Annotated in this window: 20 protein-coding genes; 10 read left to right on the top strand and 10 right to left on the bottom strand. The window is 63.4% G+C overall.

Annotation, left to right across the window (positions count from 1 at the left end):
• The first annotated feature begins 152 nt into the window (after positions 1 to 152).
• From purB to ACI2JX_RS03485, 4 genes are all read left to right on the top strand, one after another.
• Entirely contained in the window at positions 153 to 1,523 is a 1,371-nt protein-coding gene (gene purB, locus ACI2JX_RS03500) for an adenylosuccinate lyase (protein WP_404689385.1), read from the top strand.
• Between the two features lie 81 nt (positions 1,524 to 1,604).
• Positions 1,605 to 2,771 carry a cupin domain-containing protein gene (locus ACI2JX_RS03495; RefSeq protein WP_264233176.1) on the top strand — a complete coding sequence of 389 codons (1,167 nt, stop codon included), beginning with the start codon at positions 1,605 to 1,607 and terminating at the stop codon, positions 2,769 to 2,771.
• Positions 2,764 to 3,198, top strand: a complete 435-nt coding sequence (locus ACI2JX_RS03490; protein ID WP_264233175.1) for a GNAT family N-acetyltransferase — start codon at positions 2,764 to 2,766, stop codon at positions 3,196 to 3,198. Before ACI2JX_RS03495 ends, ACI2JX_RS03490 begins: the two co-directional genes overlap by 8 nt.
• A gap of 179 nt (positions 3,199 to 3,377) precedes the next feature.
• Positions 3,378 to 5,351, top strand: coding sequence for a DNA topoisomerase III (locus ACI2JX_RS03485; protein ID WP_404689384.1), 1,974 nt, complete (start codon positions 3,378 to 3,380; stop codon positions 5,349 to 5,351).
• A gap of 158 nt (positions 5,352 to 5,509) precedes the next feature.
• Here the strand turns inward: ACI2JX_RS03485 and ACI2JX_RS03480 are convergent, their stop codons facing one another.
• From ACI2JX_RS03480 to ACI2JX_RS03470, 3 genes are all read right to left on the bottom strand, one after another.
• Positions 5,510 to 6,607 carry an extracellular solute-binding protein gene (locus ACI2JX_RS03480; protein WP_312152392.1) on the bottom strand — a complete coding sequence of 366 codons (1,098 nt, stop codon included), beginning with the start codon at positions 6,605 to 6,607 and terminating at the stop codon, positions 5,510 to 5,512.
• Positions 6,607 to 7,716 (bottom strand): agmatine deiminase, encoded by a 1,110-nt coding sequence (aguA, locus tag ACI2JX_RS03475; protein WP_404689383.1) that lies wholly within the window; start codon positions 7,714 to 7,716, stop codon positions 6,607 to 6,609. The genes ACI2JX_RS03480 and aguA overlap by 1 nt, the downstream gene beginning before the upstream one ends.
• 96 nt (positions 7,717 to 7,812) lie before the next feature.
• Positions 7,813 to 8,700, bottom strand: a complete 888-nt coding sequence (locus ACI2JX_RS03470) for a LysR substrate-binding domain-containing protein (RefSeq protein WP_264233168.1) — start codon at positions 8,698 to 8,700, stop codon at positions 7,813 to 7,815.
• A 177-nt stretch (positions 8,701 to 8,877) separates the two neighbouring features.
• Here ACI2JX_RS03470 and ACI2JX_RS03465 point away from each other — a divergent pair, with 177 nt between their 5' ends.
• The 4 genes from ACI2JX_RS03465 to ACI2JX_RS03450 all read left to right on the top strand — a co-directional run bounded on the left by ACI2JX_RS03465 (position 8,878) and on the right by ACI2JX_RS03450 (position 13,059).
• The gene (locus ACI2JX_RS03465; protein WP_404689382.1) at positions 8,878 to 10,167 is read left to right on the top strand and encodes an NAD(P)/FAD-dependent oxidoreductase; all 1,290 of its coding nucleotides are present in this window, start codon (positions 8,878 to 8,880) and stop codon (positions 10,165 to 10,167) included.
• 14 nt (positions 10,168 to 10,181) lie between these two features.
• Positions 10,182 to 10,739, top strand: a complete 558-nt coding sequence (locus ACI2JX_RS03460) for a helix-turn-helix domain-containing protein (RefSeq protein ID WP_186557208.1) — start codon at positions 10,182 to 10,184, stop codon at positions 10,737 to 10,739.
• A gap of 9 nt (positions 10,740 to 10,748) precedes the next feature.
• Positions 10,749 to 12,101: a glutamine synthetase family protein gene (locus tag ACI2JX_RS03455; RefSeq protein ID WP_404689381.1), complete on the top strand. Its 1,353-nt coding sequence runs from the start codon at positions 10,749 to 10,751 to the stop codon at positions 12,099 to 12,101.
• A 178-nt stretch (positions 12,102 to 12,279) separates the two neighbouring features.
• The gene (locus ACI2JX_RS03450; protein WP_186557210.1) at positions 12,280 to 13,059 is read left to right on the top strand and encodes a TSUP family transporter; all 780 of its coding nucleotides are present in this window, start codon (positions 12,280 to 12,282) and stop codon (positions 13,057 to 13,059) included.
• Here the strand turns inward: ACI2JX_RS03450 and nudC are convergent.
• On the bottom strand, positions 13,027 to 13,857 hold the full coding sequence (nudC, locus tag ACI2JX_RS03445) for an NAD(+) diphosphatase (protein WP_264233162.1): 831 nt from the start codon (positions 13,855 to 13,857) through the stop codon (positions 13,027 to 13,029). The two genes, ACI2JX_RS03450 and nudC, sit on opposite strands and share 33 nt — an antisense overlap.
• Before the next feature lie 33 nt (positions 13,858 to 13,890).
• Positions 13,891 to 14,703 (bottom strand): crotonase/enoyl-CoA hydratase family protein, encoded by an 813-nt coding sequence (locus tag ACI2JX_RS03440; RefSeq protein ID WP_368971637.1) that lies wholly within the window; start codon positions 14,701 to 14,703, stop codon positions 13,891 to 13,893.
• 149 nt (positions 14,704 to 14,852) lie between these two features.
• Here ACI2JX_RS03440 and nhaB point away from each other — a divergent pair, with 149 nt between their 5' ends.
• Positions 14,853 to 16,355, top strand: coding sequence for a sodium/proton antiporter NhaB (gene nhaB / locus ACI2JX_RS03435; protein WP_404689380.1), 1,503 nt, complete (start codon positions 14,853 to 14,855; stop codon positions 16,353 to 16,355).
• Between the two features lie 132 nt (positions 16,356 to 16,487).
• Here nhaB and ACI2JX_RS03430 read toward each other — a convergent pair whose 3' ends face one another.
• The 3 genes from ACI2JX_RS03430 to ACI2JX_RS03420 form a co-directional block, all read right to left on the bottom strand.
• Positions 16,488 to 16,880 carry a GFA family protein gene (locus ACI2JX_RS03430; protein WP_264233159.1) on the bottom strand — a complete coding sequence of 131 codons (393 nt, stop codon included), beginning with the start codon at positions 16,878 to 16,880 and terminating at the stop codon, positions 16,488 to 16,490.
• A gap of 99 nt (positions 16,881 to 16,979) precedes the next feature.
• The gene (locus ACI2JX_RS03425; RefSeq protein WP_404689379.1) at positions 16,980 to 17,621 is read right to left on the bottom strand and encodes a LysE family translocator; all 642 of its coding nucleotides are present in this window, start codon (positions 17,619 to 17,621) and stop codon (positions 16,980 to 16,982) included.
• A 47-nt stretch (positions 17,622 to 17,668) separates the two neighbouring features.
• A complete protein-coding gene (locus ACI2JX_RS03420) occupies positions 17,669 to 18,166 on the bottom strand; it encodes a GNAT family N-acetyltransferase (protein ID WP_264233157.1) in 498 nt (165 codons plus the stop codon).
• Positions 18,167 to 18,399: 233 nt separating this feature from the next.
• Here ACI2JX_RS03420 and ACI2JX_RS03415 point away from each other — a divergent pair, with 233 nt between their 5' ends.
• Positions 18,400 to 18,705, top strand: coding sequence for an NIPSNAP family protein (locus ACI2JX_RS03415; RefSeq protein WP_404689378.1), 306 nt, complete (start codon positions 18,400 to 18,402; stop codon positions 18,703 to 18,705).
• Between the two features lie 34 nt (positions 18,706 to 18,739).
• Here the strand turns inward: ACI2JX_RS03415 and ACI2JX_RS03410 are convergent, their stop codons facing one another.
• The gene (locus ACI2JX_RS03410) at positions 18,740 to 19,441 is read right to left on the bottom strand and encodes a YoaK family protein (RefSeq protein WP_404689377.1); all 702 of its coding nucleotides are present in this window, start codon (positions 19,439 to 19,441) and stop codon (positions 18,740 to 18,742) included.
• A gap of 18 nt (positions 19,442 to 19,459) precedes the next feature.
• Positions 19,460 to 19,690: a LysR substrate-binding domain-containing protein gene (locus ACI2JX_RS03405; protein ID WP_404689376.1), complete on the bottom strand. Its 231-nt coding sequence runs from the start codon at positions 19,688 to 19,690 to the stop codon at positions 19,460 to 19,462.
• Between the last annotated feature and the right edge of the window lie 223 nt (positions 19,691 to 19,913).

Raw genomic sequence — 19,913 nt, 5'->3', positions numbered from 1 at the left:
AAGGCACCACCGCCGGCGCGGGGCCAGGCCGCTCCCACGCCAGGTACTACACGCTTCGAAATGGCCCGACCTTTGGTCAGCCACCCGACCCGGACGCATTTTTCATGTATGATATGCGCCCTTCCAAAAGCCTGACTGTCCGAGAACACCCCATGCAGCTTTCCTCGCTCACTGCGGTTTCCCCTGTAGACGGCCGCTACGCCGGCAAAACCCAGGCCTTGCGCCCCATTTTCAGCGAATACGGCCTGATCCGTTTCCGCGCCCTGGTCGAGGTGCGCTGGCTGCAGCGTCTGGCCGCTCACCCGCAGATCGGTGAAGTGCCGGCGTTCTCCGCCGAGGCCAATGCCGTGCTCGATACCCTGGCCAGCGACTTCAAGCTGGAACACGCCGAACGCGTCAAGGAAATCGAGCGCACCACCAACCACGACGTCAAGGCGATCGAGTACCTGCTCAAGGAGCAGGCTGCGCAACTGCCTGAACTGGCCAAGGTCAGCGAGTTCATCCACTTCGCCTGCACCAGCGAGGACATCAACAACCTGTCCCACGCCCTGATGCTGCGCGCAGGCCGTGACGACGTACTGCTGCCGCTGATGCGCCAGATCGCCGAGTCGATCCGCGCCCTCGCCCACCATTACGCCGACGTGCCAATGCTGTCGCGCACCCACGGTCAGCCGGCTTCGCCGACCACCCTGGGCAAAGAGCTGGCCAACGTCGTCTACCGCCTGGAGCGTCAAATCGCCCAGGTTGCCGCCGTGCCGCTGCTGGGCAAGATCAACGGCGCCGTGGGCAACTACAACGCCCACCTGTCGGCCTACTCGCAGATCGACTGGGAAGAAAATGCCCGCGCCTTCATCGAAGACGAACTGGGCCTGCAGTTCAACCCGTACACCACCCAGATCGAGCCGCACGACTACATCGCCGAACTGTTCGATGCGATCGCGCGCTTCAACACCATCCTGATCGACTTCGACCGTGACGTCTGGGGCTACATCTCCCTGGGTTACTTCAAGCAGAAGACCGTCGCTGGCGAAATCGGCTCCTCGACCATGCCGCACAAGGTCAACCCGATCGACTTCGAAAACTCCGAAGGCAACCTGGGCATCGCCAACGCACTGTTCCAGCACCTGGCCAGCAAGCTGCCGATCTCGCGCTGGCAGCGCGACCTGACAGACTCCACCGTGCTGCGTAACCTGGGCGTCGGCTTTGCCCACAGCGTGATCGCCTACGAAGCCAGCCTCAAAGGCATCGGCAAGCTGGAAATCAACACCCAGCGCATCGCCGCCGACCTGGACGCCTGCTGGGAAGTCCTGGCCGAGCCGATCCAGACCGTCATGCGCCGCTTCAACATCGAAAACCCCTACGAGAAGCTCAAGGAGCTGACCCGTGGCAAGGGCATCACCCCTGAAGCGCTGCTGACCTTCATCGACGGCCTGGATATGCCTGCCGAAGCCAAGGCTGAGCTCAAGCTGCTGACCCCGGCGACCTACATCGGTAACGCCGTGGCCCAGGCCAAACGCATCTAAGTCTGTGCCCGCGTGCAACGCCCGGCCTGGCCGGGCGTTTTTATTCCCGGACGAAAATTACATTTTTTCAATAGGTTGAACATGAATCCTGATACTCCACTGCAGCTGCTTGGCGGTTTGACTGCTCGTGAATTCCTGCGCGATTACTGGCAGAAGAAGCCCCTGCTGGTGCGCCAGGCCTTCCCTGATTTCGAAAGCCCGATCGACCCCGACGAGCTGGCCGGCCTGGCCCTGGAAGAGGAAGTCGAGTCGCGCCTGGTGCTCGAGCACGGCGAGCGTCCGTGGGAACTGCGCCGCGGCCCGTTCGCCGAAGACGCCTTCTCCGAGCTGCCAGAGCGTGACTGGACCCTGCTGGTACAGGCTGTGGACCAGTTCGTCCCGGAAGTGGCCGAGCTGCTGGAAAACTTCCGTTTCCTACCAAGCTGGCGTATCGACGATGTGATGATCAGCTACGCCGCCCCTGGTGGCAGCGTCGGCCCGCACTTCGATAACTACGATGTGTTCCTGCTGCAAGGCCACGGCAACCGCAACTGGAAGATCGGCCAGATGTGCGACAGCGACAGTCCGCTGATCGAGCACGCCGACCTGCGCATCCTCGCCGACTTCGAGCAGACCGACGAGTGGAGCCTGGAGCCGGGCGACATGCTTTACCTGCCACCACGCCTGGCCCACTACGGCGTCGCCGAAGACGACTGCCTGACCTACTCGGTCGGCTTCCGTGCGCCGAGCGCCGCTGAAGTGCTGACCCACTTCACCGACTTCCTCAGCCAGTTCCTGCCGGACGAAGAGCGCTACAGCGACGCCGACGCCCAGCCGGTCAGCGACCCGCACCAGATCCAGCACGACGCCCTCGACCGCCTCAAGGCCCTGCTCGCCGAGCACATGGGCGACGAGCGCCTGCTGCTGACCTGGTTCGGCCAGTTCATGACCGAGCCGCGTTACCCCGAGCAGGTTGCCGGCGAAGAGCTCAGCGAAGAAGAACTGATCGACAGCCTGGAGCAAGGCGCGATCCTGGTGCGCAACCCAAGCGCGCGCTTGGCCTGGTCGGAAGTCGACGACAACCTGCTGCTGTTCGCCAGTGGCCAGAGCCGTCTGGTCTCGGGGCATCTGCGCGAACTGCTGAAGCTGATCTGCGCGGCCGACGCACTGCACATCGAAAACCTTGTAGAGTGGCTCAACGACGAAGAAGGCCGCACGTTGGTCTGCCAGCTGGTCAAACAAGGGAGTGTGGGATTCGCCAATGAATAAAATCAGCGTTCGCCTCGCCGACTGGCATAAAGACAACGCCGATATCCGCCGCATCCGCGAAGCGGTGTTTGTCGCCGAACAGCACATTCCGCCTGAGCTGGAGTTCGATGCCGAAGATCAGGAAGCCCTGCACTTCCTGGCCCTGGAAGGCGACTACCCGATCGGCACCGCCCGTTTGCTCGCCGATGGCACCATCGGCCGCATCTCGGTGCTCAAGGACTGGCGTGGCCTGAAGGTGGGCGACGCGCTGGTCCAGGCAGTGATCGCCGAAGCGCAGCACCGCGACCTCAAGCAGCAGACCTTGAGTGCCCAGGTGCATGCCACGCCATTCTATGAGCGGCTGGGCTTTCGCGTGGTCAGCGAGGAATTCCTCGAGGCCGGTATCCCGCACGTAGATATGGTTCGCGACTCCCACGAGATCGCCTGATCTGATCTTCGCGAGGCAATCCTGCTCCTGGATGGGAGCGGGCTTGCCCCGCGTTCAGGGTCGACAGCCAATTAGCTGCGCGACACAAAAAGCTGTACATCCATACAGATATAGCTTGCTTCCCCCCTTTTCTTTGCGCATCCTAACGCCCATCGTTTGCCCACGAAGCGTTGCCGGCCATGCGCCTCTTTCTCTGCGAAAAGCCTTCCCAGGCCAAAGACATCGCCCAAGTCCTCGGCGCCACCCGCCGCGGCGATGGCTGCTGGCAAGGCCCTGACCTGTGCGTCACCTGGTGCATCGGCCACCTGCTTGAAACCGCCCCACCCGACAACTACGACGACCGCTACAAGCGCTGGAACCTCGCTGACCTGCCGATCATCCCGGACAAGTGGAAGATGCTGGTCAAGCCCAAGACCGCCAGCCAATTCAAGGCCGTTAAACGCCTGCTCGGCCAAGCCAGTGAGCTGGTGATCGCCACCGACGCCGACCGTGAAGGCGAGATGATCGCCCGCGAGCTGGTCGAGCACTGCCGCTACCGCGGACCGATCCAGCGACTGTGGCTGTCGGCGCTGGATGACGCTTCTATTCGCAAGGCCCTGGCACGCCTGCTACCCGGCAATGAAACCTTCAGCCTGTACCATTCAGCCCTGGGCCGTTCGCGTGCCGACTGGTTGATCGGCATGAACATGAGCCGACTGTTCACCCTGCTCGGCCAGCAGTCTGGCTACCAAGGGGTGTTGCCAGTGGGCCGGGTGCAAACGCCGACGCTGCGCCTGGTGGTCGACCGTGATCGCAGCATCGCTGACTTCGTACCCGTGCCGTTCTGGGCCATCGACGTCCAGCTGGAACACGCCGGCAGCGTATTCAACGCCCAATGGCGCGCACCTGAAGATGCCTGTGACGATCAGGGTCGCTGCCTCAACCAGGGCTTGGCCCAGCAAGCCGCTGACCAGATCAACGCTGCCGCCAGTGCCAGAGTGAGCAAGGTGACCACCGAGCGCGTGCGCGAGGTAGCACCGCTGCCGTTCGACCTGGGCACCCTGCAGGAGGTGTGCTCGAAAAAGCTCGGCCTGGGCGCCCAGGAAACCCTCGACATTGCCCAGGCCCTGTACGAAACCCACAAACTGATCACCTACCCACGCAGCGATTGCGGCTACCTGCCGCTAAGCCAACACGCCGAGGCCCCGGCGATTCTTGCCGCCCTGCAGCGCGTCGACGCCAGCCTTGCGCCACTGCACGCACATCTGCAACCGCAGCGCCGCTCGCGGGCCTGGAATGACGCCAAGGTCAGCGCGCACCACGGCATCATTCCCACCGCCGCAGCCAGCGATCCCTCGCGGCTGCCGCCCAAGCACAAGGCGGTGTACACCCTGGTGCGGGCACGCTATCTGGCGCAGTTCCTGGCCAATCACGAGTACGACCGCACCCAGGCCGAATTCGATTGCGCCGGCCACGCCTTGCGCGCGGTGGGCAAGCAGATCGTCGAGGCGGGTTGGCGCCGCGCCCTGCCCGAAGCGCTGACCCCAGCCAAAGGCCGTGAAGCGCCACCTGCGCAGGTACTGCCCGCACTGCGCGAAGGCCAGGACTGCGCCGTGCATGGCCTGCAGCTCAAGGACCTGTGGACCCAGCCGCCCAAGCCCTTCACCGAAGGCGACCTGATCAAGGCCATGAAGAACGTCGCCAAGCTGGTCGACGATCCCAAGCTCAAGCAAAAGCTCAAGGACACCACCGGCATCGGCACCGAAGCGACTCGCGCCAGCATCATTCAAGGCCTGCTCGATCGTGGTTACCTGGTGAAAAATGGCAAGGCGCTGGCGGCTACCCCGGCGGCGTTCAGCCTGATCGATGCCGTACCCCGGGCGATTGCCGACCCTGGCACCACGGCGATCTGGGAGCAGGCGCTGGACATGGTGCAAAGTGGCGAGATGAGCCTGGAAGAGTTCGTCGCCCGCCAGTCGGCATGGATGGGCAAACTGGTCGAGCGCTGCCGAGGCATGCGCATGACCATCAGTGGGCCTTTGGTGCCTGCGGGTGGCAAGGGTGCGCCTTGGAAGAAAAAGCGCCGCAGCGGCGGCAAGGCCAAGGCCGCTGGAGCGGCCAAAGCCGCCAGTGGCAAGCCTCGACAAAGCAAGCGCAAGACGCCTGCAACCTAGGCGCATGACTGTGGAGCCTGTTGCGGCCTCTTCGCGGCGGTTCGGCGCCCCGACAAGCCCGTTCCCACAGGTACTGCGCTGTTCTCGGGGTCTGCGCTATCCCTGTGGGAGCGGGCTTGTCGGGGCACCGAACCGCCGCGAAGAGGCCATCAGCCAACCTACGTCCCACTTTTCAGCCGGCTGAAGGCTCTTGTCAGCTCGCGATTGAACTGCTTGCCATTGTCATTCTTGCTATACAACCGCGCCCGCACCTCTGCCGGCGGGTACGTTCCTGGCGCATTGCGAATCTGCGCATCCACCAGGCCATCAGCGGCGGTTATCGCATTGGCATAGTGGATGGTGTCGGTAATCGGCGCGATCACCTCAGGGCGCATCAAGTAGTCCATCAGCGCCCAGGCGGCCTGTGGATGCGGTGCATCCTTGGGCACCACCAGGGCATCGAGCCAGATCAACGTGCCCTCCTGCGGAATCCGGTAATCCAGGCTGAACGGCTTGCCCGCCTGCTGCGCCTGGCCTTGGGCAATAGCCACATTGCCGTTCCACGACATCGCCACACAGGTTTCGCCATTGGCCAGGTCATTGATGTTGCGATCATTGTCGAAGTAGCGGATGTAGGGCCGTATTTTGCGCAGCTGCGCCTCAGCCAGCTTGAGGTCTTCCAGGCGCTGCTGATTGATGTCCAACCCCAGGTAGCGCATTACCGCGGCAAACACCTCATTGGGATCATTCAGCAGGCTGACCCCGCAATCGGCGAATTTCGCCACCACCTGCGGATCGAACAACATCGCCCAGCTATCGCGCGGCGCATCGGCCAGCCGCGCCTGGACCGCCTGCTGCTGAAAGCCCACCCCGGTAGTGCCCCAGGCGTAAGTCCCGGCGTAGTGGTTGCCGGGGTCGAACACTGCCATGTGCTGACGGAACTCTTCACCGATACCCTGCAGGTGCGGCAGCTTGGCCTTGTCCAGCGGCTGCAAGGCGCCGCTGGCAATGGCTCGGCTCAAGTGCTGCCCGGCGCTGAGCACCAGATCGTAGCCACTGCCGCCGGTGAGTAGCTTGGTCTCGGCGGTTTCCAGAGAATCGAAATGGTCGGCAACCACCCGGATGCCCGTGAGCTTCTCAAAGTTGGCCAGGGTGTCCGGGGCGAGGTATTCGCCCCAGATGTACAGGTTGACGGTCGGCTGTTGTGCGTCGGCGGCCTGCGCCGCCGCCCCTGCGCAGCCCAACGCCACGGCAAGGGCGAGGTTGCGCAGTTTCATCAGCGGCGTCCCCCAGCGTATTGCGGCATAGTGATGCAGGCCACGTTGCCGCCACCCAGCAGGATCTCGCGGGAGTTTTCAATGCCGATGATGCGGTGCCCAGGGAACAATTCAGCCAACGTCGCCTGCGCCACGCTGTCATTGCGGTCGCCAAACAGCGGCACGACAATCGCCGAGTTACCCGCGTAATAGTTGATATACGAGGCGCAGATGCGCGTGCCCGCCTCGCGCAGGTGGGTGCCTTCGACCTGATCCAGGCCGGCAGCTTCTTCGGCAGTCCATTGCAGCACATCCGGCTGGGGCAACTTGTGAACTTTAAGCTCGCGGCCACGGCTGTCGCGGGTGCTGCGCAGGATATCGTAGGCCTCCTGGTAGATTTCCCACTGCGGGTCGTCGCGGTTGTCGGTCCATTGCAGCACCACTTCACCAGGGCGCACGAAACACGCCAGATCATCGACATGGCCGTCGGTTTCGTCGAACTTGCAGCCCCGTGGCAACCAGATCACCTGCTCAGCGCCCAGGTAGTCCTGCAGCCTGCGGGTCACTTCGTCCTTGCCCAGATGGGCATTGCGGTTGCGGTTGAGCAGGCATTGTTCGGTGGTCAGCAGGCTGCCTTGGCCGTCGCTCTGGATCCCGCCAAGCTCGGCGATCAATGGGGCGCGATAGCGGTCCAGGTGCTCGATTTCGAGGACTTTGCGGGCGATCTGATCGTCCTTGTCCCACGGGTAGTACAGACCGCCATCGAGCCCACCATAAGCGTTGAACTCAAAGTCGACGCCGCGCACCTCGCCGCTGCTGTCGTTGACCACAAAACACGGCCCGCTGTCACGGAACCAGGTGTCATTGCAGGTCATTTCCACCACCCGCACCTGCTCGGGCAGTACCCGCCGGGCATTGGCGTACTGGGCAGCGGAGGCGCAGACCGTCACCGGCTCACTGCTGGCGATAGCAGTGACAATCTCGACCCAAACTTTTTGCGCAGGCTTTGCCCCATTGCGCCAGACATCCGTGCGCTCCGGCCAGCCTAGCCAGCAGCCAGCCTTTGGCTCGAACTCTCCGGGCAGGCGGAAACCATCAGCTTTGGGAGTGGTGGTAAGCGAACGTGCCATGGGTCAATCTCGTCGTCACTGGATGGGATGAGCAGACGCTACGCCGCCCAACGCCACGCTTCCAACGATGAAAACTCAGCGATAGGTGAATTCAATTCAGGGTTCGGCGATCTGTTCGATGAACCAATCGACGAAATCCGCCACTGCTGCGCGCTCCAGGCGCAGGCGTTCGCACACCAGGGCGTATTGCCCTTGGGCAGTGACGCTGGCACTGAATGGGCGCACCAGGCGGCCACTTTGCAGATCGGCCTGGCAGGTCAGGTTGTCGCCCATCGCCACGCCCTGGCCCAGCACCGCCGCCTCAAGGGCCAATGCCGCATGGGGAAAATACAGTTGGCGGGTAGGTAGCGCGTCATCGGCGTGAGTGGCCAGCCAGGTGGTCCAGGTCTTGCCATCCTGGTCGTCGTGCAGCAGGCAGTGGCGTACCAGGTCGCGTGGGCGCTTGAGCCCGCCCTGGTTGAACAGCCCAGGGCTGCACACCGGAAAGAACTGCAACAACGGCAGCGGCCGGACGAAGTGGGTGCTGGCGTCCAATGCGCTGGTGCCGTAGGTGATGGCGATATCGACATCCAGGGCCGGGGCGCCAGCATCGATTGGCTGGTCGTGCAGGTGCAGGGTGATGTGCGGGTAGCGGCTGCTGAAGTCGGCCAAGCGGGCGACCAGCCACTTCTGCGCCAGCTCCGCAGTGACCGCCACCCGCAGCACCGCCTGGGAGGCTGGGTCACGCAGCTCATCGCAGGCCTTGCCGATCAACTCGAAGGCCTGTTGCAGGTGATGCAGCAGGCGCTCGGCTTCCGCGCTGGGGCGCACCTGGCGGCCGACGCGCTCGAACAGCGCCACGCCCAACTGCTCTTCCAGTTGGCGGATCTGGTGGCTGACGGCGCTGTCGGTGACGCACAGCTCGGCGGCGGCACGGCCGAAATGGCCGTGGCGGGCGGCGCATTCGAAGGTGCGCAGGGCGGTCAGCGAGGGTAGGCGGCGCATGGCGGTAATCGCTCTTGTTCGAGGAATGAAACTGGGCGTTCGAGGCGAAGCTTACCTGTTGGGCCGTTGTCTGTGCTGGCCTCTTCGCGGCGCATGCCTACAAACCTCACTGGCACAATGAAAATCTTCTGCTAAATTTTCATGAAATAAACAACAATAAATTTCACGAGGCTCGGCATGTTCAAGCAATCCGCACAGCACGTCGCCAGCTACTACGCCAAAACCTACCCCGCACCGATCCCGCTACGCCCTACCCTGCAAGGCCCGCTTGATACCGAGGTACTGATCATCGGCGCCGGCTTCAGCGGCCTGCACACCGCCCTGCGCCTAGCCCTAGCCGGCAAACGGGTAACGCTGCTGGAAGCCAGCCGGGTGGCTTGGGCTGCGTCCGGGCGCAATGGCGGCCAGGCGCTGCTGGGCTGGTCGTGCGATATGCCGCCGCTGGAAAAAGCCCTGGGCCTTGAGCGTACCCGCCGTTTATGGGACAGCATGTGCTGGGCTGCCCAAGAGCTGCGCGAACTGCCGCAGCGCCATGGCTTCGATGTCGACTACCGGACCGGCAGCCTGTGGACTGCCGTGCTACCCCGCCGGGTCAACCTGCTTGCCCAGGCAAAACGCGAAGCCGAGGAAAAATGGGGCTACGACGCCTTGCGCCTGATCGGCCACGATGAACTACCCGACTGGATCGACAGCCCCCGCTACCAGGCCGCGCTGTATGACCCCAATGGCGCCCATCTCAACCCACTGAAGCTGGCGCAAGGCCTGGCCAGTGCCATCGAAGCCGCTGGCGGGCAGATTTTCGAACAGAGCCAGGTCCACGACTACCAGCAAACCGCCAGCGGTTTCGTCGCCCGCAGCGATCATGGCGAGGTCCGCAGCCAGGTGCTGGTGCTGGCCTGTAACGCCTACATCGACCGCCTCGATCGGCCCCTGGCCCGCCGGCTGCTGCCGGTGGGCTCCTACCAAGTGACCACCGCACCACTGGAACCGGCCTTCGCCCAGTCACTGCTGCCGCGCAACAGCTGCGTGATCGACAACCAGTTCGTCCCCGACTACTTCCGCCTGACCCCGGACCATCGCCTGCTGTTCGGCGGCGGCTGCACCTATCTGGGTGGCATTCCCAAGGACATCGCCAGCGCCACTCGACCGTATTTGGAGCGGGTCTTCCCACAACTGGCCGGGGTCGCGCTGGAGCATGCCTGGGGCGGGCACATCGACTGCAGCATCCAACGCACCCCAGACATCGGCCGCCAGGGCCAGCGCTACTGGCTACAGGGGTTTTCCGGCCATGGCGTGCTGCCGACCCTGGCCGGGGCGCGGGCGGTCAGCGATGCGATCCTCGGCGATGAGCAGTTGCTAAGCCTGTACCAGGGCATCGACAACGGCCGCTTCCCCGGCGGCGATTTGCTGGCCGCGCCACTGGAGGCGGCGGCCAAGGCCTGGTATCGGCTACGCGACAACTTCTGATCGGAGCCATGGCAATGAACATGCAAGATGAAATCGAAGGCTTGGCGATCCTGGTCCGCGACCTGCGCAAGCACCGTGGGCTGACCCTGGATGAACTGGCCAATCAGATCAATCGCTCGGTAGGCTTCTTGTCCCAGGTCGAGCGCGGCTTGTCGCGCCCGACCGTGGCTGACCTGACCGCCATCAGCGAAGCATTGAAGGTGCCCACTACCTATTTCTACAACGTCAGCAAACCGCGCGCGCTGGACTGGGTCACCCGCCCGGACGAGCGGCGCACGCTGTACTACGCCGGTGGCGTTACCGATGTGCTGGTGTCGCCCAAGCTCAACGGCGGCTTCTCGATGCTCGATAGCCACCTGGCACCGGGTGCCAGCAGTGGCGAGGGGCACCTGAACGACAGCTCCGAGCAAGGCGGCTTTGTTCTGCAAGGTGAGCTGACCCTCTGGCTCGATGGCCAGGATGAGCCCGTCACCCTCTACCCCAACGACAGCTTCCAGCTGCCGCCCAACCGTCATTTTCGCTATGCCAACCTGTCCACCCAGGCGACCCGCGTCCTCTGGGTCTTCCGTTGAGAGCACACCATGACCACCACCCAAGGTTTTGCCGATTTGCTCAGTGAAGTACGCGCGTTTCGCAGCCAACACCCCGCTGTACGCTATGTCGACTTGATCAGCCTGGACATCCCCGGGCATTTTTACGGTAAGCGCTACCCCGTCGACATGCTGGAAAAGGTCGCGGCTGGCAGCCCGCTGAAGCTGCCGCAAAACTGCGTACTGCTCGGCGTGCAAGGCGGACTGTTCGACATTGGCGACTACTGTTTCAACGACGGCGACCCGGACGCGCCACGCCGGCTGATCCCCGGCACCCTCACGCCGGTTAGCTGGGAGCGTGAACCGCTGGGGCAGATGCTGATCAGCTCCGACGGCACCGCCGCCCCCATCGAGTTCGAGCCACGGGAAGTGCTCGCCCGTGTGCTGCAACGTCTGCAGCGTCGCGGCATTCGCCCGGTGGTGGCCTTCGAGCTGGAGTTCTACCTGTTCGAACGCACGCTCCAGGACGGTGTGCCGCAGTTCCCCCGCGACCCGCTCAGCGGCGATCAGGATGACCAGCCCAACATGCACATCGAACGGCTGTCGCGCTTTAGCGACGTGCTGCGCGAGATGGTCGAGACCGCCAATGCGCAAGGCGTGGACGCCAACGTGATCACCGCCGAGCTGGGCCCCGGCCAGTTCGAGATCAACTTCGGCCACTGCGACGACGGCCTGCGCGCCGCCGACTGGGCGGCGCTGTTCTGCCGCAGCACCCGCGGCGTGGCCCTCAAGCACGGCCTGCGCGCCAGTTTCATGAGCAAACCCTACTTGCAGGCGCCGGGCAGCGGCATGCATGTGCATGTCAGCCTGTATGACCAGGCCGGCAACAACCTATTGGCCGCTGACGAGCAACGGCCGTTACGCCATGCGGTGGCCGGTTGCCTGGCGCTGCTGCCGCATTGCATGCCGATCTTTGCCGCCAACCACAATGCGTTCAGGCGCTATGGCGCCATGGTCAATGCCGCCAGCCGCGCCAGCTGGGGGTTCGAAGATCGCGACGCGTGCATCCGTATTCCCGAGTCGGATCCGCGCAACCTGCGCATCGAGCACCGCTTGGCCGGGGCCGACGCCAATCCGTACCTGGTGCTGGCGGCCATTCTGGCGGGCATGGAGCATGGCCTGGACGCGGCGCAGGAACCGATCGCGCCGCTCAATGAAGATCGTCGCAGCGGCATTGATTTTCCCAAGGATCTGCTGAGCGCCGTAGCCGCGATGCGCGATTACCCACCCGTGCTGGCAGGCCTGGGCGAGGAGTTCGTGATGGTCTACTGCGAGAACAAGCGTCAGGATCACCTGGCATTCATGCAGGAGGTCAGTGCCAGGGAGTACCGCTGGTTCCTGTGAAGATTGCTGGCAGTCCCACCGGCTCCTGTGACGATGGCTGGGTTTATCGCAGGGCCAACGTGGGAGCGGGCTTGCCCCGCGATAAGGCCAGCACTGGCAACCCTTCACCCCGAGGGCTACCATGGCAGGCTTTAGCGCGGCCTTTTGCCGCGCCTTTGCCGCTTAAGCCCGAACCCTCATGCCTTTCGAACTCTCTGTAGAACCGCTCACCCTGCTGATCCTCGCCGCAGTCGCCTTCGTCGCCGGCTTCATCGATGCCATCGCCGGCGGTGGCGGCCTGCTGACCACACCAGCACTGCTCACCGCAGGCATGCCGCCGCACCTGGTGCTGGGCACCAACAAGCTCAGCTCGACCTTCGGCTCGGCCACCGCCGGCTTCACCTACTACCGGCGCAAGCTGTTCCACCCGGCGCAGTGGCGCCCTGCCCTGTTCGCCACCCTGGTCGGGGCACTGCTGGGGGCGATCATCGCTCACTACCTGCCCGCCGAATGGCTGAACAAAATGCTCCCAGTGATCGTCTTCGCCTGCGGTATCTACCTGCTGTTTGGCGGCACGCCGAAGGCGCCGCTGGATGCCGATGCACCGATCAAGAAAACCTGGCAGGTGCCGCAGGGCTTCACCCTGGGCTTCTACGATGGCGTGGCAGGCCCTGGCACCGGGGCGTTCTGGACGGTCAGCACGCTGCTGCTGTATCCGATCGACCTGGTCCGCGCCAGCGGCGTGGCGCGCAGCATGAACTTCGTCAGCAACATCGCGGCGCTGACGGTGTTCATCGTGTCTGGGCAAGTGGACTACATCGTCGGCTTGGCCATGGGCCTGTCAGTGATGGTCGGCGCCTTCTTCGGTGCACGCACGGCGATCAGCGGCGGCAGCAAGTTCATCCGCCCGGTGTTCATCACCGTGGTGCTGGCGTTGACCGTGCGCCTAGCCTGGCAGCACTGGTTCGGGCAAGCCTAAGCGGCGCGCGACATACAGGTCGATCAGGTGCCGGGCGATGGAACGCCCGGCCGGCAATGGCGGTAACGCATGGACGTTGAACCACTGCGCATCCTCGATCTCATCCGGCTGCATGACGATCTCGCCACCGGCGTACTCGGCATGAAAGCCCAGCATCATCGAATGCGGGAATGGCCAACACTGGCTGCCCACGTACTGGATGTTCTTCACCTCCACCGCCACTTCCTCACGCACTTCGCGCACCAGGCAGTCTTCTGCCGACTCACCGGGTTCGGCGAAACCAGCCAGGGTGCTGTAGACCCCGGTGACAAAGCGCGGCGAGCGCGCCAGCAGAATCTCGTCGCCGCGCGTCACCAGGACGATCATGCTCGGCGAGATCCGTGGGTAGCTGCGCAGATCGCAAGGCTTGCAGTACATCGCCCGCTCCCAGTGGATCTGCGTCATTGCCTGGCCACAGCTGCCGCAGAAACGGTGCTCACGCGCCCAGGTGCCGATCTGCGCGGCATAGCCCAGTAGCTTGTAGGTATCGAAATCGCCTTCGAGCATGAACTGGCGCAGGCCACGCCAGCCACAACCGGCCACTTCGCCAGCGCTGCGCAGTTCGAGCAAGAACACCGGCTCGCCGTCGAAGTGGCCGATGCCGTGCTCGCTGAGCACGTCCAGCGCTTGGCGCTTGAGCCACTCGCGAGGGAACAGCGCGCCGTTGTCATCCACCAGGAACCCGTCCGGGCCGCGGGCAACGGCCCAGCCCCCAGAGATCTGCGGGTCGAGTACTGCGGTAGTCCAGCGTGCTGACATGTTCGGCTTCCTTCAAGCGCGTCCCCCGCCCAATCAGTCGGCGAACGTCGGTTTCTGTTTGCTCATGTGCGCCGCCACGGCTACCCGCAAGTCTTCGGACTGCAGCATGGCGGCGTTCCAGGTGGCGATGTACTCCAGGCCATCGTCGATGCGATGGTCGCGCATGTAGCCGATCATCTCTTTGGTGCCGGCCACGGCAATGGGGGATTTTCCCGCAATTTCCCGGGCAATGGCAAAGACTCCATCAAGCAGCGCCGCCTGATCAGGGTAGACCCGGTTGACCAGGCCGATCTGCCGCGCCTCTTCGGCCTCGACGTGACGACCGGTATAGGCCATTTCGCGCATCACGCCATCACCGATGATCCGTGGCAAACGTTGCAAGGTGCCGACATCGGCGGCCATGCCCATGTCGATCTCCTTGATCGAGAACTGCGCATCGCTGCTGCAGTAGCGCATGTCGCAGGCCGAAACCAAGTCGATCGCACCGCCCAGGCAATACCCCTGGATCGCCGCCAAGACCGGCTTGCGGCATTTGTCGACCGCGGTGAACGAGGCCTGCATGCGCAGGATGGTCTGGCGCAGCAGGCGAGCATTGCGACCGACGTCCTTGCCCAACTGGTTGGCCAGCGACGCCAGCATCATCAGGTCGATGCCCGAGGAGAAATGCTTGCCTGCGCCGCTGATGACCACGGCGCGCACCGCATCGGTGTCGTCGATCCACTTGAAGATCGCGATGATCTCTTCCCAGAACGCCGCATTCATTGCGTTGATCTTTTCCGGGCGATTGATCTGAACGTGGGCGATGTTGTCGGTCAGTTCGACCTTGAACGCGGTGTAGTCGGTCACGGGCGGCACTCCTGTGGGAAAAGGGTTCAGCGCCGGACTATAGCGCACCCCACAGGCCGCACTTGTGCCAAAAGCGGGACTGCACAGCTTGCGCGATGCGCCCGCTTGGGGCACTTTGCGCCACTGCAGAATCATAAGGATACAAATTCATGTCACGCTCTCTGGCCGGCACTGTCGCCCGCTCGTTTCTGGGCCAGTCGCCGCTTTGGTACAAGGCGGTCATCTGCCTGTTCCTGATCCTCAACCCACTGGTGCTGCTCAGCGCTGGCCCAGTGGCCGCAGGCTGGCTGCTGGTGATCGAGTTCATCTTCACTTTGGGCATGGCCCTCAAGTGCTATCCGCTGATGCCTGGCGGTCTGCTGTTGATCGAAGCCTTGCTGATCAAGCTGACCACGCCCCAGGCGCTGTACGAAGAGCTGCTGCACAACTTCCCGGTGATCCTGCTGCTGATGTTCATGGTCGCGGGTATTCACTTCATGAAGGAGCTGCTGCTGTTCCTGTTCTCGCGAATCCTGCTGGGGGTGCGCTCCAAGGCCCTGCTGGCGCTGTTGTTCTGCGTGTTGTCGGCGTTTCTTTCGGCGTTTCTCGATGCCCTGACCGTGACGGCGGTGATCATCAGCGCGGCGGTGGGTTTCTATGCGGTTTATCACCGGGTGGCGGATGGGGCCAACCCCCGGGAAGAGTCCGAGCTGGCCAGCGACCAGCAGGTCGCCCAGTTGCACCGTGAAGACCTCGACCAGTTTCGCGCCTTTCTGCGCAGCCTGTTGATGCATGGCGCAGTCGGCACGGCGCTGGGCGGGGTGTGCACCTTGGTCGGCGAGCCGCAGAACCTGCTGATCGGCCATGAGCTGGATTGGCACTTCGCCGATTTCTTCCTCAAGGTGGCGCCGGTTTCCTTGCCAGTACTCGCCGCCGGCCTGGTGACCTGCGTAGCCCTGGAGAAGCTGTGCCTGTTCGGCTACGGCACCCTGATGCCCGAGCGCGTACGCCAGGTGCTGGCTGCCCACGCCGCCGAGGACGATGCCGCGCGCACCCCAGCGCAGCGCCTGGCACTGCTGGTGCAGGGGGTTGCCGCGCTGATCCTGATTGTCTGCCTGGGTCTGCACATCGCCGAAGTCGGCTTGATTGGCCTGATGGTGATCGTGCTGATCACCGCGTTCACCGGCATTACCGACGAGCACCGCCTGGGCCGCGCGTTCCAGGACGCCATGCCGTTCACGGCGTTGCTGGTGGTGTTTTTCGCGGTGGTCGCAGTGATCCATCAGCAGCAGTTGTTCAGCCCGCTGATCGCCTCGGTGCTGGCCCTACCGGCCGAGCAGCAGCCAGGCATGTTGTACTTGGCCAACGGCCTGCTGTCGGCGATTAGCGACAACGTGTTCGTGGCGACCATCTACATCACCGAGGTCAAGCAAGCATTTGTCAACGGTGCGATGAGCCGCGAGCATTTCGAGACCTTGGCGGTGGCGATCAATACCGGCACCAACCTGCCCAGCGTGGCCACGCCCAATGGCCAGGCAGCGTTTCTGTTCCTGCTGACCTCGGCGATTGCCCCGCTGATTCGGCTATCGTACGGGCGGATGGTGTGGATGGCCTTGCCGTATACCGTCGTGATGGGTGGCCTGGGCTGGTGGGCGGTGACTTACTGGTTGTAAGCCCAGCCAATGGATTGACTGTGCCGGCCTCATCGCGGGGCAAGCCCGCTCCCACGCAGGCCGCTCAGGTCCTCGTGGGAGATGGGCGTGGGAGCGGGCTCGCCCCGCGATGAGGCCGGCACTGACACGCCATCAATCCTCGCTTCGCCCTACCCCTTCACGGTCCTGCGGGTAATGCTTGGCCAGGGCAAACGCCGGCAACCAGCCCTCGCGGCGCACCGTCCAGCTTTCATAGGTCGGCTGCAGTTGATCAGGCGCATCCATCGCCCCCAGATTGACCTCGACTTCATCAGCACTGCGATTGAACACCGACGAACCACAACGCGGACAAAAATGCCGCCCCGCGTAATCGCGCGTCTCACCCGTGATCGTCACCGCCGCCTGAGGAAAGATCGCCGAGGCATGAAACAACGCCCCGTGAAACTTTCGACAATCCAGACAGTGACACAGGCCAACCCGGTAGGGCCTCCCCGTTGCTTCAATCCGGACGTCGCCGCATAGACACCCTGCGCTGAATCGCTGCATGACGCACCTCCGCCACCTATTCGATCAGCTTCAATAGTGGAGCTCACAGCCTTCGATTGCCAGCGATGCCCCCCTGAGCAGTCTCCAGCTGCGCCGCGCTCAGGCCGTCTGCCGACGCATCATCAAAATCGCCGCGCCGAAGCCAATGAAGGTGGTCCCTACCACCCGGCTGACCCAGCGCGAAAACGCCGGCCGGGTCAACACGCCCTTGGCCCGCGAGGCGAGCATTGCGTACAGCCCAAGCGACATCAGCGACAGCGCCATGAAAATCGAGGTAAGGATCAGAAACTGCGGCAGCAATGCAGCCCCCTGGTCAATGAACTGCGGGAACAACGCGGTGAAGAACATAGTCGCCTTGGGGTTGGTCGCTGCCGTGAGAAATGCCGACTTATACAGTTTCATCCGCGTCGGTCTGTTGGCCTTGCTGCTGCCCGCGCCATCGTTCGCAAGCATCGAATTCTTCTTCAATAGCTGCTTGCCGCCCAGGTAGAACAGGTAAGCCGCCCCCAGAATCTTCACGGCGTTGAACAGTATTTCCGAGCTGGCAAGCAAGGCCCCCAAGCCGAGCATCGCCGCTGCCGACAAGCAGAACAGGCCACTGACATTGCCCAGCGACGACCAGATCGCCGAGCGTGCGCCGTACTGGATGCTGTTGTTGATCGCCATCAATGAGGCAGGCCCAGGGCTGGCGATGGCAATCGCGGCAACCAGGGAATAAGCGAGGAGCAAGTGGATATCCATGTCTTGGAACTCAATAAAAGTGAAATGCTGTAGGGCGTGTTAGTCGCTCAATCGAGCGGGATGGTCTTGGCCATCTCAGCGGTCGGTACCCAGCCCAGGTTTTCATACACCGGCCGGCCAAGTTCGGTGGCATGGAGAATGGCAAAGCCGATGCCGCGCCGGGCGAACTCGGCATCGGCCAGGTTCATCAAGGCCGAGGCCAACCCGCGCCGTCGGTAGTCAGGCTCGACGAACACATTGAGCACATAACCACGCTGGGCGCAGGTTGGATGAGCCGGATGCGGCGGCCAGTCCAGGCTCATCAAACCAATCGCCGCAGCGGTTTTGCCTTGATCGCTGAGGACGAAGCCAAAGTATCGCCCGTCCAATAAACGCGGGCGTAACCAAGTCGCGAAGTGCTCGGTCATGACGCGCAGCTGGGCAGGCTCACCACCGGCCTCAGCGAACATTTTTTCGCGCTGGGCGCAGATCATCGCGTGGTCACCCGTTTGCAACCGACGCACCATCAGGCCGGAAAAATCGATTGTGCGGGGAGTCTCGTTCATAACTTGCACCTAGGCTGGGCCATCGATGCTAAAGCAGGGAGGCAACTGGCATAAGCTACAGATGGGGGCCAATCGGACCATACAGAGGCAACCCCGGCACACCCCCCTGTCACAAGGGATTGCTGCGAATGATCAGTCAGACCCTGGTGCTCGCGTTGATGGGGCGCTAATCGACGCTGCTACGGGTTGCCTGCTAAGGTGTGCGCCCCACCTCGCAGCAAAGGAATGAGCGAATGATTACCTGCCACCTCAGATACGTCATCGACCCCTACCAGATCCCTGCCTTCGAGCACTACTCACGGTTGTGGATTCATCTGGTCAACCGCATGGGCGGCACCCACCATGGTTATTTCCTGCCTTGCGAGGGCGCCAACAATATCGCCTACGCACTGTTCAGTTTCCCCAGCCTTGCGGCGTACGAACAGTACCGCAAAGCGTCCGAAACCGATCCGGAATGCATCGCCGCGTTCGCCCTGGCGACCGAGCAACGGTTCATTCTGAGTTATGAGCGAAGCTTCCTGCGGCCGGTGCTCGACTAAGCCATTACCCTTACCGAAAAGGACTACAGCTCCGTTAGCGCGGCAGGTAGCCCAACTGCCAAGCCCTGGGGATGAAGGCGCAGACCAAGGCCAGTACGCTGGCCAACGCGCCACTGCCAATCAGCGCCATCAGCCCCAGCCATTGTTGCAACCAAGCCCCCAGCGCGGCGCCCAGCAACATGCCAGTCCAAGGCACCAACTGCACCCGCCAGCCATTGCGCCGCTCGCCCAGCAGCCAGCGCCCAAGCCCGCGACCGAAGCGTGACAGCGCACCGGTCACATAGGTCAGGCCGATCGGCAGGCCATTCACTTGCTCGACCACGGCATTGATCATGCCCATGGCCAGGATCGCCGTGAGCAGCGCTGGCAATGCCGTCGGTACCGGCCACAGGCCAGCGCCGGTCAGCAGGCTGGCGACGATCAACAGCACCGGCCAGGCCTTGCGCTTGAAGCTGCGCACCAGCATCACGCCAAGGGCATTGCCGACTACGAAGCCAACAATCGCCAGCGCCAGACGCACCACCAGGGCCAGATCGGCCTGGCTGATGGCTGCGGCCAAGCGGGTGGTGTTGCCACTCATGAACGAGACGAAATCGCCCATCGCCAACAGGCCGATGGCATCGGTCATTCCCGCCAGCACCGACAGCCCGGCGACCAGGCCCAAGCCGACGCGCCCGCGCAAGCGTTGCAACCTGGCGCGTTTGGCACTGTGCAGGTAAGCGGTATGGGTGAGCATGGGCGGGGCGATCTCCCTTCAGACGGTGGGCAATACTGGCGATGCAAGGTTCGCCTGTTGCCTGAGCCAATCGATGAACGCGGATACCGGCGCACGCTGCAAGGCATGCGGGCGAGCAACCGCGTAATAGGCGAAGCGCGCGGGCCAGGGCAGGTCCAGCACCACCACCAGCCTGCCACTTTGTAACTCTTCCTGGGCATGATTGTCTTGCACCAGAGCAATGCCCTGGCCCATCGCCGCTGCGCGCAATAACAATAGATCCTCAGCAAAGCTCGGCCCGCGCCGTCAGGCTCCACGCCATGTGTCTGTAGCCATAGGTCCCAGTCAGCGCGGTCGGAGCCTTGCGACAGCGGATGGTGCAGGCAATCCGCCGGACTCTGGATGGCCGGGCCTTTGGCGAGGGCCAGCGGCCGTCGTCAACGAGGCACTGGGGCAGGACGTGCTGCCCCTTCCCCGTGCCGCTAGCCCAGCA

Origin of the sequence: Pseudomonas sp. NPDC088890, from assembly GCF_044900155.1 — a bacterium.
Lineage (GTDB): Bacteria > Pseudomonadota > Gammaproteobacteria > Pseudomonadales > Pseudomonadaceae > Aquipseudomonas > Aquipseudomonas urmiensis.
Note: the sequence above shows the minus strand (reverse complement) of the source record. Positions and strands in the feature narration are given on the sequence as shown.